11 protein-coding genes are annotated in these 14,672 nt (G+C 49.0%); 4 read left to right on the top strand and 7 right to left on the bottom strand.

What is annotated here, in order from left to right; all coding sequences use genetic code 11:
- Nucleotides 1–67: 67 nt before the first annotated feature.
- From mrdA to GM173_RS09350, 3 genes are read left to right on the top strand one after another with little or no spacing between them, the layout of a single operon-like run.
- Nucleotides 68–1,990, top strand: coding sequence for a penicillin-binding protein 2 (mrdA, locus tag GM173_RS09360; protein ID WP_203571109.1), 1,923 nt, complete (start codon nt 68–70; stop codon nt 1,988–1,990).
- Nucleotides 1,974–3,095, top strand: a complete 1,122-nt coding sequence (rodA, locus tag GM173_RS09355; RefSeq protein ID WP_203571108.1) for a rod shape-determining protein RodA — start codon at nt 1,974–1,976, stop codon at nt 3,093–3,095. Before mrdA ends, rodA begins: the two co-directional genes overlap by 17 nt.
- Nucleotides 3,096–3,128: 33 nt before the next feature.
- Nucleotides 3,129–4,103, top strand: a complete 975-nt coding sequence (locus tag GM173_RS09350; protein WP_203571107.1) for a septal ring lytic transglycosylase RlpA family protein — start codon at nt 3,129–3,131, stop codon at nt 4,101–4,103.
- 56 nt (nt 4,104–4,159) lie between these two features.
- Here the strand turns inward: GM173_RS09350 and GM173_RS09345 are convergent, their stop codons facing one another.
- From GM173_RS09345 to GM173_RS09315, 7 genes are all read right to left on the bottom strand, one after another.
- Entirely contained in the window at nt 4,160–6,973 is a 2,814-nt protein-coding gene (locus GM173_RS09345) for a sensor domain-containing protein (RefSeq protein ID WP_203571106.1), read from the bottom strand.
- A 280-nt stretch (nt 6,974–7,253) separates the two neighbouring features.
- Nucleotides 7,254–8,564: an amino-acid N-acetyltransferase gene (gene argA, locus GM173_RS09340; protein WP_203571105.1), complete on the bottom strand. Its 1,311-nt coding sequence runs from the start codon at nt 8,562–8,564 to the stop codon at nt 7,254–7,256.
- 97 nt (nt 8,565–8,661) lie between these two features.
- A complete protein-coding gene (gene wbaP, locus GM173_RS09335; RefSeq protein WP_203571104.1) occupies nt 8,662–10,122 on the bottom strand; it encodes an undecaprenyl-phosphate galactose phosphotransferase WbaP in 1,461 nt (486 codons plus the stop codon).
- Nucleotides 10,119–11,249: a glycosyltransferase gene (locus GM173_RS09330; protein ID WP_203571103.1), complete on the bottom strand. Its 1,131-nt coding sequence runs from the start codon at nt 11,247–11,249 to the stop codon at nt 10,119–10,121. The genes wbaP and GM173_RS09330 overlap by 4 nt, the downstream gene beginning before the upstream one ends.
- Nucleotides 11,246–12,061 carry a glycosyltransferase gene (locus tag GM173_RS09325; RefSeq protein ID WP_203571102.1) on the bottom strand — a complete coding sequence of 272 codons (816 nt, stop codon included), beginning with the start codon at nt 12,059–12,061 and terminating at the stop codon, nt 11,246–11,248. Before GM173_RS09325 ends, GM173_RS09330 begins: the two co-directional genes overlap by 4 nt.
- Nucleotides 12,058–12,750, bottom strand: a complete 693-nt coding sequence (locus GM173_RS09320) for a phytanoyl-CoA dioxygenase family protein (protein ID WP_203571101.1) — start codon at nt 12,748–12,750, stop codon at nt 12,058–12,060. The genes GM173_RS09325 and GM173_RS09320 overlap by 4 nt, the downstream gene beginning before the upstream one ends.
- On the bottom strand, nt 12,741–13,547 hold the full coding sequence (locus GM173_RS09315; protein ID WP_203571100.1) for a glycosyltransferase: 807 nt from the start codon (nt 13,545–13,547) through the stop codon (nt 12,741–12,743). Before GM173_RS09315 ends, GM173_RS09320 begins: the two co-directional genes overlap by 10 nt.
- Nucleotides 13,548–13,951: 404 nt before the next feature.
- Here GM173_RS09315 and GM173_RS09310 point away from each other — a divergent pair, with 404 nt between their 5' ends.
- Nucleotides 13,952–14,551 (top strand): hypothetical protein, encoded by a 600-nt coding sequence (locus tag GM173_RS09310; RefSeq protein WP_203571099.1) that lies wholly within the window; start codon nt 13,952–13,954, stop codon nt 14,549–14,551.
- Nucleotides 14,552–14,672 lie beyond the last annotated feature (121 nt).

Genomic DNA, 14,672 nt, shown 5'->3' with positions numbered 1-14,672 from the left:
TTTCTCTCAGCGCCACTGCTGACCTCGATTTTTGCTGTACCGCGCAGCACAAGCTCGGGAGTGCATGATGAATAAAAAGGTGGTTCTCAACCCCAAAGGTGAGCGCTTTGCGTTTCAAATCCGCCTCATTGTGGCGGTGTTATTTATTTTGACGATGTTTGGCGTCTTGCTAGCTCGTTTTATTTGGTTACAAGTCGCCGAGCACAATCGCTATTTGACTCTGGCCGAGCAAAACCGAATTTCTTTGGTGCCAATTCCACCATCGCGCGGAATTATTCGTGATCGCAACGGCGTCGTATTAGCGCATAATTTTTCAGCGTATACCTTGGAAATCACACCATCTAAAGTCGACGATTTGGAAGACACGATCACTCGCTTAAAAGGGATTGTTGATATCACTCCCAAAGATCGACGCCGTTTTAAAAAGCTGCAAGAAGAAACCAAAGATTTTGAAACCTTGCCAATTCGCACTCGCTTAAGCGATGAAGAAGTCGCCCGCTTTGCTGCACAAAGCTATTTATTCCCCGGCGTTGAGCTGAAAGCGCGCTTATTTCGTCAATACCCAATGGGCGAAATCGGCAGTCATTTAATTGGCTACATTGGCCGCATTAATGATAGAGATATCAAAGACCTCGAAGAAAAAGGCGTGTACGCCAATTATCGCGGTACTGATTACATCGGCAAACTCGGGATCGAAAGTAGCTATGAGGCACAGCTGCACGGCAGAACTGGATTTGAAAAAGTAGAAATCGACTCTGGCGGCCGCGCAGTACGCACGCTCAGCCGAACGCCACCAATGTCTGGCCAAGACTTAACCTTGTCGATCGATATTCGTTTACAAGAAATGGTCGAAAAACAATTTGGCGACCGTCGTGGTGCCTTGGTCGCAATCGATCCGCAAACCGGCGGCGTATTAGCGCTGGTCTCCAAGCCGGGCTTTGACCCGAATTTATTTGTCGATGGCATTGATCCCATTAGCTGGAATGAACTGAATACTTCGATCGATAAACCCTTACTGAATCGTGCAATTCGCGGCGAATATCCACCCGGTTCAACCTACAAGCCATTTATGGCGATGGCGGCGCTCGAATACAACACCCCTTTGGTTCACCAAACGATTTCTGACCCCGGCTACTTTATGTACGGTGGGCATCGCTTTAATGACTCAAAAAAAGGCGGTTACGGCTCAATGAGCTTTGATCGTTCGATTGCGCTATCTAGCGATACCTATTTTTATCAACTCGCGGTGCAAATGGGGATTGATAAAATTGCTGGGTTTATGTCGTCAATGGATTTCGGCAAGCAGACTGGCGTGGATTTGCCCGGTGAACGCGCGGGCATCTTACCTAGCCCAGAATGGAAAAAGCAGCGCTTTAAAAACCCAGCGCAACAGAAATGGTTTTCTGGTGAAACTGTTTCAATCGGGATTGGCCAAGGTTATAACTCATTCACTCCTATGCAAATGGCGCATGCTACTGCGACACTGGCTAATCGCGGCGTAGCGTTCAAGCCGCATGTCGTCGCCACGCTCACCGATCCAAGCAGCGGCAAGAAAACCTTAGTCGAGCCGCAGCCGAGCAAAACCATGAATTGGAAGCCGGAAAATATCGAACGCGTCATTCGTGGCATGGAAGGGGTAATGACTATCGGGACTGGCGCGAGTGTATTTAAAGGCGCTGAGTATGTCTCCGCAGGTAAAACAGGCACCGCGCAGGTTTATAGCTTGAAAGGCGCGAAATACAATGCCAATGCAGTGAAAGAACGCTTGCGTGACCACTCTTGGTTTATTGCCTTCGCTCCGGCCGACAAACCGACGATTGCGTTGGCAGTCATTGTCGAAAATGGTGGCTTCGGCGCGCAAGCTGCCGCTCCGATTGCCCGTAAAGTATTGGACTTTTACCTCTTAGGCAAAATGCCGGCAGACCCAGTAGAAAAAACTGCGTCCGGCGCATCAGCCATCGCACCCGCAGAGGATGTTGTTCGTGATTAGTTATATTTGGGGGCGCATCAAGCGCCCAATCGATCCTGCGCTATTTTGTTTTATTTTAATTATCTTTGCGCTTTCCGCGGGGCTCTTGTATTCCGCCTCTAATCGAGACTTGGATCGTGTCACTGATAAAGTCGTTTTCATGGGAATTTCGCTGGGGGTGCTGTGGTTTGTCGCCAATATTCAGCAGCGAACATTGATGCAATTGGCGCTGCCAGCCTATGTTGGTGGCGTAATTTTACTGATTGCCGTTGAATTATTTGGTATTACCAGCCACGGTGCAACGCGCTGGCTCAATATTGGCGTAACCCGAATTCAGCCCTCAGAAATCATGCGGATTGCCCTGCCGCTGATGATGGCATGGTATTTCAACCATTACCAAGCTAGCCTCAATTGGCGCCATTTTATCGGTGGTGCGATGATTATTTTGGTTCCAGTTGCTTTGATTTTGAAACAACCCGATTTAGGCACCAGTCTACTGGTTGCGTCATCTGGCTTTTATATTCTCTTTTTTGCTGGATTACCTTGGGTAGTATTAGCTGTGATGGGCGTCGGGATTGCGGTTGGTGCTTATACCGTCACGCATTGGGATCTTTGCATCAATATTTTGCATGAATACCAATGCCGCCGAATCGCGACGATGCTAAACCCTATGGAAGACCCACTCGGTGCTGGCTATCACATTATTCAAGGTACGATTGCGATTGGCTCTGGCGGCCTGTTTGGCAAAGGCTGGCTCGCAGGGACACAAACGCATCTGGACTTTATTCCAGAGCGAACCACCGACTTTATCTTTGCCGTGTATGGCGAAGAATTTGGTTTGGCTGGCAATGTAGTGTTACTGATGATCTACTTAGCCGTGATTTTCCGTGGTTTGATGATCGCAAATAATGCGTCGACCTTGTTTGGTCGCCTGTTGGCGGGGGCGATTTCGATGAACTTCTTTACCTATGCGCTCGTCAATATGGGCATGGTCACCGGCATGTTGCCGGTGGTTGGCGTGCCTTTGCCACTGATTTCCTACGGTGGAACATCGATGGTCTCCATTTTGGCGGGCTTTGGGATTTTAATGAGTATTCAACGCGATCGACCATTGATGAAAGTGTGAGCTGTGGGTGATTATGAATCTTGCAGGTGTGAAATGAAGAACAATAAACTTGGTATATCGCTGTATGCTTTATTGTTAGCAGCATGCAGCAACACACCCAATATCAGTACACCAAGCAAACCACCGGTAGCCACCCCTACTCCGACGCCACCGGCGGTCAGCGCTAAACCATCGCCGTACTCCTGCAGTTACAATCCCAAATCCGGCAACGGTGCTTTTTATAAAGATGATGGCCCGATGGCCGATTTCCCCGCCAATATCGACTACATCCAAGAGCCAATACCACGCTGGGAACCCTTTCACAAATGGGCCAACCGCCCCTACAACGTACTCGGACTCTCATTTACGCCGCAAGATCAAATCGGGCAAGCCAAAGAACAAGGGATTGCTAGCTGGTATGGTCGCAAGTTTCATGGGCAAAAAACCAGTACTGGTGAGACCTATGATATGTTTCAAATGACCGCGGCACACCCGACACTGCCGATCCCGAGCTATGCCCGGGTCACGCACGTTAAAAATGGCCGCAGCGTCATTGTACGAATTAATGATCGCGGTCCTTTTCACAAGGGGCGGGTGATGGACTTATCATTTTTAGCCGCTTGCCGATTAGGTTATGCCAACCAAGGGAGCGCCGAAGTCATTGTTGAGAGCCTAGTGCCTAGCGATGCACCGAGTGCATTTATTGCATCAGCCACCGCGCCACGCACAACACCGCCTGCCAGCAGCAATGTTATTACTGCCGCAAACCCACGTCCGATTCCGATTGCAGAAACCAATGGCAGCATTTATGTGCAGTTAGGCGCATTTTCATCACAGAGCAACGCCGAAAACTTTAAAGCACACCTTGCCCGTGAACTCGACCATGATGCGAATAAACTCGGCATTCAAAACGTTGCCAATCTTTATAAAGTGCGTTTAGGGCCATTTGCAAATCGCAATGATGCCCTTGCTGTGATCAGCCGCGTTACCGGCGAGAAAAACATTCAAGCAGTGATTGCTCAACAATAAACACCATAAGGTATTGCTTGGAAAGAATTGAAAAATCAATGACTTTTGAGCAATACCTACTTCAGACCAGGGTGATTTTTTTGTGGTTTATCTAACCAATACCCTTGCACTTGATCGACACCAAACTCAAGCAACATATTGAAAATCGTTTCGCTCTCGACAAATTCAGCAATCGTAGTTTTACCCATATCGTGCGCGATGCTGACCATGCCACGGACAAAAATCTGACTGTCGCTATCATTGGGCAGATCACGAATAAACAAACCGTCAATCTTCAATACATCGGCTTTTAATTGCTTCAAGTAGGCAAATGATGCAAAGCCCACGCCAAAATCGTCTAAGCACACCACGCAGCCGGTATCACGCAAGGCATCAATAAAGCGCTGCGCATCCGACAAATCCGATACCGCTGAAGTCTCGGTCAACTCGACCAACAGCCGCTTTGGATTCACTTTATATTGCGCCAGCAAACTCGCAATATATAAAGGCAACTCAGGCTCATCAAATGAGCGCCCCGAGACATTCACCGCAATCGATGGGCAATCGGGATATTGCGCCAGTAACTGAATAACCTCTCGAATCACCCAGCGATCCAAATCCACAATTTTGCCAGTCTTTTCAGCATGGGGAATAAACTGTCCCGGCATAATAATGCCGCCCGGACTGTCAGCGTCTTTCATCCGCACCAAGGCTTCCAAATGCGCCAGACTTTTATCTTCGGTGTGATAAATGCCTTGGTAATGCAGCTCAAATCCATCATGTTCAAGTGCATCGATGATTCGCTCTTTCCACGACAATCGGCTCAACTCACTGCGGGTATGATCTGATTCTGGGCGATAAATCCGCCATGTGCCTTTGCCAGCCGCCTTGGCTTGATACATCGCCGTATCGGCATGGGCAACTAATTGATCGGGCGAGCTCGCATGCAGTGGATACATCGCCACGCCAACCGAGGTTGATGGCCGCATCGGAAGATTGCCTGCCACAAACTGCATTTGCAAGACGGTTTGCACGATACGATCAGCCAGTTTACTCACCTCAAACTCATCGCATTCTGGCAACAGCACTGCAAATTCATCCCCACCCAAACGGGCAAAGACTTCATGGAGCCGGACTTGCTTGCCGACTTCACGCGCAATACTTTTCAATAATTCATCACCGACCGTATGACCAAAGCTGTCATTGACGAGCTTAAATTCGTCCAAATCAAAAAACACCAAGGCCATCGTGGTTTGCCGACGATCAGCCTCGGAGACCATCCGGTGCAATTCTTGTTGAAAGCGGTGTCGATTAAATAATCCAGTCAATGCATCGCGCTCAGCCAAACTGACCATGCGCTCAGCAATGAGTCGCTGTTGCGTGACGTCTTCGTACACCCACATTCGGCCATTGGTTTCACCTTGCGGATCCATTACGCGGTAGCAACTTTGTAGAATAATTCGATTGTCATTCAAGGTGACCTCACCAAAGTCGACCCGCTCTTCCAGTGAGGCAAATTCTTCTAGGTAATACGACAGCACATCCCCCATCGCAGGGCGATTATCTGCCAATTGTAAAATCTGCCCAATTGGGCGGCCAATCATGATTTGTTGCGATGACAAACCCCACATTTCGCAAAATGCAGGATTAAAAAAGACGATTCGATTTTCATTATCAACAAACAAAACGCCAAACCGCATCGCAGCGAGCAAAGCCAACATCCGCGCGCGTTCTGATTCGGCGTGCTGCAAATAGCTTTTGCCTAAAGATTGGATTTGGCGTAATTCAATCACCGATTTGCGAAGCGCGAGACGCTCATCTTTGATTTCAGAGTTATCGCGAATGCTCAGCCTTAACCCTTGATAGCTATGGTTGACATCAAACATCGGCTGCCAACTAGCTGCAGCCCAGAACAAAGTGCCATCGCGCCGCATCGCACGAAACTCGTAATCTTGCTCGCTAGATTGCTGCTCAATCGCGCTGCGCAGCGTTTCTTCCACCCGTAAACGCTCTTCTGGCGTCGCAATCGTCAACGGGAAATCCGGCAGCAGCATACATTCATTGACTGAATACGCAGTTAGGCGTGAAACCGCCGCGTTCACCCACAGTAATTTTCCTTCGGGGCTAAGTAATAACTCAACGCTAGTCGATGCATCGGCAATCGCTTGGTATTTGGTTTCACTTTGGTTAAGTGCCTGCACATGCGCTTTAATCGACAACGCCATTTCATTAAAACGCTGCGAAATCTTGGTAATTTGATCCTCACCCGCCGGCACCGTCATTGGCTCAAAAAAACCGGTTGCCGAAGCTTCGGTAGCCTGAATCATCCGCTGCAAATGATTGGAAATCCACCACGCGGCGTAAATCAGCAATGCTGACAGCAGCACAAATCCAAGCAATAGCAACAAACCATTTTGTAGCAACAAACGATCAAAGCCCGAACTTAATGCATCGGTTAACACGCCAAATCGGATTTCACCTAGAAATTCACCGCCAGAATCTAAACTCAAACGCGCGTGCATCAAACGACCAGCCTTGGGCGCCATCAACATCCCAGGCTCAATGACTGGCATCGGTTTAGAGACATCCCAACCACGAGCGGCGATCACTCGATGATTTGCATCGAGCAAGACCAAATACTCAATCCCATCTGCCGTTTGCAAACTATCTAATAAATCAGCCGCTTTGACTCGATTCCCCGCGACCATCGAAGGAATAAATGCAGTTTTCAATAACCGTGACAGCGATTGCACATGCTGTTCGTTTTCTTGCTGAACGATTTCAGACCAAATTCGCTGGGTATTAACGATCAAAGCAACAAACAGCACGATCTGCAGCACGCAAAATGCCACAATAAAGCGAGTTCGTGGAGAGAAGGAAAATAAGGACATCTTCTGAGCTTACTATCTCTTAAAATCCTGCATGGAGAAAATATACAACTTGTCGCGCGAAATACGACACGCGCAGTCAATTCGGATGCTTGATCTAAGCTCAAGCCACGCAAATGTATCAACCTGCAACAACACCACGACAGCAAAGCACAGAGCACTGGCTCATATTAGCCTGCGCCGGAGCGTTTTCGCAGCGATCCAGTAGTTGAGACATACTTTTAAAGCCTAGGCCACCACGCTACCCGCTCCAGCTTGAGCATACGCCGAAACTTAACCACACTTAACGTTGTAATTGCTTAATAAATACTTTAGAGCGTCGTTGGTAGTTATACATTTCTTTCTTTTCCATCGGCAACTCATCAACCGACGCTTGCTTAAAGCCGCGCTCAACAAACCAATGGCTGGTTCGCGTGGTCAGGGCAAAGAGTTTTTCAATACCGAGGCCGCGCGCTTGTTGCTCAACGTGACGCAGTAAATCCGCACCCCGATCTTCGTCACGATAATCCGGATGAATCACCAAGCAGGCCAGCTCGGCCATTTTGCTATTTGGGAAAGGGTGAATCGCAACAATACCGATAGTTTTACCATCGTGCTCCAGCACCGAATAACGATGCACTTCACGCTCGAGCAATTCGCGCCCCCGTTTCACCAGCACACCTTGCTCTTCGAGCGGCTCGATCAAGGCCAACATCCCACCAATGTCATCAATCGTCGCTTGGCGCAAGGTTTCGAGCGACTCACGCGAGATCATCGTACCGATGCCATCATGCGTGAAAAGCTCCATCAACAAGCTACCATCGACATTATTACTGATCAAATGCGCCCGCTGTACACCATTACGCACCGCACGTACCGCGCAGGGCAAATACAAAGAAACATCGTCATTGGTATCGGGATGCTCCGCTAAAAATTGCTCGGCTTCTAAAGCAGTCAATTCGGTTTGCAACTCGCCCGCATCATTCACGACGCCCGCCTGACCAAATAAAAATAATAATTTATCCGCTTTCAGCGCCGTTGCCGTCGCAGTGGCGACATCTTCCAGTGTTAAATTAAAAATCTCGCCAGTTGGTGAATAACCGATGGTGGAAATCAACACCAACTCGCCGTCATCCATCCGGTAATTGATCGCCGTGGTGTCGACTTTACGCACTTCACCGGTATATTGCAGATCAACGCCATCCCGCACGCCCATCGGCTGCGCGGTAATAAAATTACCCGCCGAAACACGAATGTCGGCATTGGCCATCGGCGAATTGGGTAATCCCATCGACAACCATGATTCAATCTCAACGCGCACATGACCTGCCGCCTGAATCACGCACTCCAGCGAAGCTTGATCAGTGACACGAATCCCGTTCAAGTAACGGCCTTCCAGCCCACGCTCTGCGATACGCGCTTCAATTTGTGGCCGCGCACCGTGCACAACGATCAGTCGTACGCCCAAACTGGTCAGCAAATTAATGTCGTGCGTCAGCGTGGCAAACTTGCCATCACGCACCACTTCGCCCCCCAAAGCGATCACGAAAGTTCGGCCACGGAAGGCATGAATGTAAGGCGCAGCTTGGCGAAACCATTGAACAAAATCTTGCATTACCTACCTCCGGTAGGTGAGGAGTAAGGGGTGAGGAGTAAGGGGAAAAGCTTTTGACTTTACTCCTCACGCCTCATTCCTAACGCCTCACATTCTTCTAATACGCTCCACGACCACTGACCACCGTTTTTATCGTCTTGCAGACAATCGCAATGTCGTACCACAAATTCCAATTCTTAACGTACCAAGCATCAAGCGCTACTCGCTCAGCATAACTGGTGTCGTTACGACCCGATACCTGCCACAATCCCGTAAGCCCTGGCCGTGCTTCCAAATAAAAATCAACTTTATCACCATAGCGCTCAAGTTCGGCATCGATAATGGGTCGTGGTCCCACCAAGGACATTTCACCGCAAATCACATTCCACAATTGTGGAATCTCATCGAGGCTGGTTTTACGTAAAAACGCGCCGATTTTGGTAATCCGTGGGTCGTTTTTTAATTTGAAATCGGTATCCCATTCCGCTCGCGCCTGTGGATCGGTCGCCAATAGCTGCTCAAGCACTTCTTGCGAATTGTGTACCATCGTACGAAACTTCCAGCACTTAAACGGCACACCATTCATGCCGACACGCACATGACCAAAGAAGATCGCCCCAGGACCGCCCTCGCATTTGATACGCCATGCCACATACGTCAACAACGGTGCCAGCAACAATAAGCCGCACATCGCGCCAAATAAATCGAAAGCACGTTTCAACCAAATGAGCGGCTTGACCAGCAAATTATTTCTTACCCGCAGCAGCAGCACTTCATGGCTAAAGAAATGATGCGGCACCACGCCAAACAGCGGCAGCCCCGCAATCGGCGGAATAATATGAATATCTTTGTAGCGCAGCGATAATTGCTCAATCTGATTTTCCAGCTGGCGCAACTCATCCTCATTCACCGCAATCACGACATGCGGGCGACCATTCATCGCCAGCCACGCGAGCAACTCTTCCCGCGGTAAACGCACCACTGGCAAGACGTCATCATTAATCAATAACTCATTCGGCGCGTCTTGATCAACCGACAAAAACGCCTGCACTTCAAAACCCAATTGACGCTCGCTATGCATCGCTCGATAAGCTTCAATCGCATTGACGCCAGCGCCAATAATCACCGTCGGCAGCTGCCAGATCCGTTTTTTAAGCAGAAAATCGCGCATTACGCCGCGACAATACGGCAATAGCACCAGCGCAATACCCCAAGATACCGGCCACAAAAACCGAGATACGGTAAATTTACCCAGCAAAACCAACATACCATTGAGTAGCGCAGCCAGAAGCAGTGCCCGTAAAATTTCCAGCAATTCATCCCAGAATGGTAGTCGCAAACTGTAGTGACCACGCCACCAAAAGTTAATGACGGTAATCAGCGCCAAGCCCAAAAAGGCTAGACCTTGTTGGCGGCCTTCCCACGCCCACCACAACTCAAAACTGGCTGAAATTCGACCATAGCGAAAAATCCACAGCAGCAACATCGCCACGCCAAACGAAATCGCCAGTGCGGTAAAGTCAGCCATCGCAAGCCAAGGTTTGGCGGGTTCAGCTTGTAAATGTTTTTCTTGTTTCATTGCGTCTCGTTATTACGTTTTTTTGTTATTGATGGCAGGCCATACGCGGCGTACAAACTGCCCATCATTTGATCTAAAGAATATCGCTCACGTGCAAAAGCCTGCGCTTGTTGCCCTAATTGAGCGCGCAAGTGGCTGTCAGCCAGTAAGGATTTGAGATGCGCGACAAATTCATCGGGCGTATGCGCCAAATAGCCATTTGCACCGTGCTGCACCAAATCACGATTACCCACCACATTAGTCGCCACCACCGGCAAGCCCGCCGCCATCGCCTCAATCACCGCCACTGGCAAGCCTTCCCAACGGCTGGTCTGAATATAAATATCCAAGGTCGCCAAAGCCGCCAGCGCCGCACTGCGATCACACCAGCCAGACACTGCAACTTGGGCGTTTTTTAAAGCCAATTCACCGCTGTCATCACCACCGCCAATCCAGACAAACTCTGCGTTATCGGTAGCCATTTTGTGCGCAACTTCAGCGAAAAACTCAGGATTACGCGCTAAACACACGCGCCCCACCGTACCAATGCGAATTTTACGCTCGTTTGCCACGTCATTGATTGAGCGAGCTTGAGGAATCGCCGCCAAATCGACGGCATTATTGACCACCAGTACATTGCTCGATAAATGCGTGCGGATTTCTTCGCCCTCAGACGGCGAGCAGGCGATAAAGGTCACTGGCACCCCCGCCAGGACTTTTTCAATCGCCAAAAAGACCCCATTTTTCAGCCGCCCCTCGGCGCGCTGCAAAAACGACAAACCATGCGGCGAGAAAAACCAACGCGGCCCGTCCGCCTTGCCCGCCCAAGCCAAACTCACCAACCGCCCAACCGCACCCGCTTTACTCGAATGCAGATGCACCACATCCGGCGCAATCTCCTTAATCCATTTCAACAAGGCACGACCCGTACGAAAATCATTCAGCGGGTGAATCGCCCTTTGCATTGGCAGATGAATACATTGCACTGCATCCGCAAACAACGCACGCCAATTAGCGGGAGTTTCCTCGCGTACCGAGTGAATAACGGTCACAGAATGCCCGTCTTGCGCCTGCCGATTGGCGATAGCCGACACCATAGACAGCGTGCCCGCGCCAAATGATTCAACCACGTGGACAATCGCACTCATGCTTTTTCCTTACGCAATTTGGCCTTGATTTTAAACGCCAACTCATACGGCATCGCCAGCAAAGCAACGGTGCGCGCAATGCCCGCAACCGCCGCCGGGCTGCCATCAAAATACTTGCGTTGCAATTTCAAGCGCGACTGCAGCTGCGTTTTACGCTTACCCAAGGAAATACCATTCGGATCGAGTTCGTACTTAATTAATACATCAGGTAAATTCGCCACTGGAAACTGCCGCGCTAGCGCCCAAAACAACGCATAATCTTCCGCCGCTGGCATATCCAATGGATACCCACCCAACGTATCTACCGCAGACAATTTAAACATAACACTCGGATGAATATACGCTGAGTTTTTCTTCATAAACTGAAGAATCTCAGCTTGCCCTGTCGGATGGCGCAAAACGAATTGTTCCACGCCATGTTGGTCGACAAAACTCGCCGCGCCACCAAGCAATACCACCTCGGGGTGTTTAGCTAGAAACGACAATTGACGAGTGATACGGTCAGATACGTTCTCATCACCGCAATCGAGCCGCGCAATCCATTCATAGCCACGCGATTTGGCCCACGCTAAACCGGCGTTCAACGCGCCTTCAATGCCCTTGTTTTGCGGCAAATTCAACACGCGCAATCTACCGCAACCTTGGTAGGCTCCATTGGCCGCCGTCATATCAATCGGCGCACGCACACTACCATCATCCACCACCAACACGTCACACGGCTCATTTGCGCCAATACTCGCCAGCGATTTCACTAGCGCGGCAGGGTTGTTATAGTGCGGGATTAATAATAAAACGGGCAGCTGTTCACTCATGCGATTTCCAATGCCGGCCAAGCTAAATCTGTTGCACAGCGATGATTTGAATATTCAAAATGTAAAACTTGACGGCTACTAGCTTCAATGGCCTTTGATGATGCATGCCACAGTAAAGGTGACATCAGCAAAATATCCCCCACTTCAGCCTCACAAAAAACTGCATTCACTTCTTTGGCACTCAATTCAGAACGAACAATACCGCCAAGATGCGAGCGTGGAATCACTTTCAAGCAACCGTTCTGCTTCGTTGCTCGATCTAGATGTAGCCGCATGGTTAACATGGACTGCAAAACTTCCAGCGGAGGCTGCACATGAATTATATTTTCTTTCCTCGACCACGGCCCCCAACCCTCAGCACTAAAAGTTTCTGCTGCTGTTACGGTTAAGTCCTGATGCCAGCTCACTAACCAATTTTGTTGCGGCGTTTTATCAAAGAAGATCGAACGCACCAAATGTATGGGTTCTTGTAATAGATTTTGAGCCAAAATCGCAAGCTCACCCTGCAGCGCTAATTCTTGAATGGTCTCACTTTTTTGATGGATTTGTCGTACACCACCACGACCGGCAGCCACAGCAAAATCTAGCAACGTAAATTTTAATGCGGCGCACTGATCGGCGCTTAGTGCGCCACGTAGCCAGGCAAAACCATTCTCGCCAAAATCAATCGGCACGGAGCTCAATTCCACGTGCCAACTCCAAGTAGGCGTTTGATTTTGCGGGTGAATGAAACAGGTAGCGCAAATGAAGCTGTGGCTTTAGCTATATTGAGCGCCGACTGCGGTCGCCAATCAAAATAGCGGGCGAGGATTTTGATTCGCATTGCTTGTTGCTGACGGCGGCGACTCATCGAAATCCCGCTGTCGTTATACTCACTTTTGGTCAAAACTTCGGCCAAATTCGCCGTTTGGTAGCGATCTACAAATTGCCAAAAATACGCAAAGTCTTCTGCCGCCTTGCAATCCATCGGATATAGGCCAATTTCGCGCACGCCTTTTGTACGGAACATCACGCTTGGGTGCGTAAACGCATTGTCTTTATGCATCTGCGTCACAATCTCAGCATGCGTCTGTGGCTGCTTCAGCGTAAAACGGTCACCCGATGCATCAAAGAAAGTCACCGCACTGCCAAGCAAATAAACTTCAGGGTATTGGTCTAAAAACGCCACTTGGCGAGCAATACGGTCAGATACACACAGATCATCACAATCAAGTCGGGCGACAAATTCGTAACCCGCCGCCAAAATCGCTTCCAGCCCCGTGTTGAGCGCATACTCAATGCCGCAATTATGCGGCAAATAATAAAACTTCAATTCACCCTGAGCGCGCCACGCGGCACGGCATTGCGCCTCATCAATCGGCGCGCGCACACTGCCATCATCCACAATCACCGCATCGACCAATTCGGCTGTGCCAACCGATGCCAGCGAGGCGACTAGCCCTTGGGGATTATTGAAATGGGGAATTAAAAATGTGGCGCGATTCATAGCATTTTTTTTCACTAATAAGTCACTATTTTAACGGGATTTGCTATTGGCAATGCTGTTTATTTACACACTCGGCAACAACGCTGGGCTGCAGCGCAGTCTGATAAAAAAGTCTGCGGAGACATCAACGACAAGTGCAGCCAAAAAAAGAACATTAGGCACTGTTTTACACAGCGTAACTTACAAAAGTGCAACACTTTGACAACAACTAAATCAAAATGCAAATCCCCAATAAATTCATGGGAATAGCCAAAAATTAAGTGCAAAACCGATTGATTGTAAGCAACAAACAATACAAAACATAATTAACTGTAATTTTTTATTGCAGCAAATTTTGGATATGCATAATATTTCCAAAAATCAATACCGTACATCTGAAAACAAATATAAAAAGGTCAACACCCATGCTCGACTCTAGCTGGCGCCTCATCGCACTCTACCCTCACCTACTTGCATGCTGTGTGGCACTCGGCGGAATTATCATTTCAGATGCGAAATGTATTCTGCGTAAGGGGCAACTGACTGAGACCGATACGGTTTTTTTAATGGAATTATCACGCATCGTTAGTATTGCGTTGATCGTGCTCTGGTTAACAGGGCTAAGCATTATCGCCATCGATTTTAGCCACTGGCCAAGTTGGGCTGAACTCGCCGCAAAAGCTAAACTGATGGCCAAACTAACGGTAGTATCAATACTGACGCTGAATGGCTATTTATTGCATCGCCTTGTTTTACCCAATTTTGCTGCTCGAAAAACACTATGCAGTCTCGAAACTGCGCGTTTGCGTACCATGTTTATGTTAGGCGCGGTTTCTGCCACCTCGTGGCTATTTGCCGCCTTTTTAGGTATCGCCAAACCGCTGGCCGCTGCGCTAGGTTTTACAGGCTTTATGGCCATGTATGCCGCGCTAATTGTGGGAGCGATTAGCACTGCGCTATTGCTTGCTAGCAAAGTAAAAGCAAATCCAGTCAACACAGAAACCAACAGCCTGCTGACTGCGTAACTTTTTCAAGCCCAAGCGGTCGATTATGCAAATCGACAGCTTGGGCTTTAGTAACGAATCACCAAGGGTATAGTTGGCAACAATAGTTCACTCTGCTGCTTTACCCAGCACCAGCATAACG

Source organism: Deefgea chitinilytica (assembly GCF_016881405.1).
Taxonomy (GTDB): Bacteria; Pseudomonadota; Gammaproteobacteria; order Burkholderiales; family Chitinibacteraceae; genus Deefgea; species Deefgea chitinilytica.
The sequence above is the reverse complement of the archived record's forward strand: the minus strand, read 5'-3'. Positions and strand labels throughout refer to the sequence as shown.

Bases quoted from the DNA above. Each gene is read 5' to 3' on its own strand.
- mrdA (WP_203571109.1), top strand. From the start codon at position 68: ATGAATAAAAAGGTGGTTCTCAACCCCAAAGGTGAGCGCTTTGCGTTT.
- rodA (WP_203571108.1), top strand. From the start codon at position 1,974: ATGTTGTTCGTGATTAGTTATATTTGGGGGCGCATCAAGCGCCCAATC.
- GM173_RS09350 (WP_203571107.1), top strand. From the start codon at position 3,129: ATGAAGAACAATAAACTTGGTATATCGCTGTATGCTTTATTGTTAGCA.
- GM173_RS09345 (WP_203571106.1), bottom strand. From the start codon at position 6,973: ATGTCCTTATTTTCCTTCTCTCCACGAACTCGCTTTATTGTGGCATTT.
- argA (WP_203571105.1), bottom strand. From the start codon at position 8,564: ATGCAAGATTTTGTTCAATGGTTTCGCCAAGCTGCGCCTTACATTCAT.
- wbaP (WP_203571104.1), bottom strand. From the start codon at position 10,122: ATGAAACAAGAAAAACATTTACAAGCTGAACCCGCCAAACCTTGGCTT.
- GM173_RS09330 (WP_203571103.1), bottom strand. From the start codon at position 11,249: ATGAGTGCGATTGTCCACGTGGTTGAATCATTTGGCGCGGGCACGCTG.
- GM173_RS09325 (WP_203571102.1), bottom strand. From the start codon at position 12,061: ATGAGTGAACAGCTGCCCGTTTTATTATTAATCCCGCACTATAACAAC.
- GM173_RS09315 (WP_203571100.1), bottom strand. From the start codon at position 13,547: ATGAATCGCGCCACATTTTTAATTCCCCATTTCAATAATCCCCAAGGG.
- GM173_RS09310 (WP_203571099.1), top strand. From the start codon at position 13,952: ATGCTCGACTCTAGCTGGCGCCTCATCGCACTCTACCCTCACCTACTT.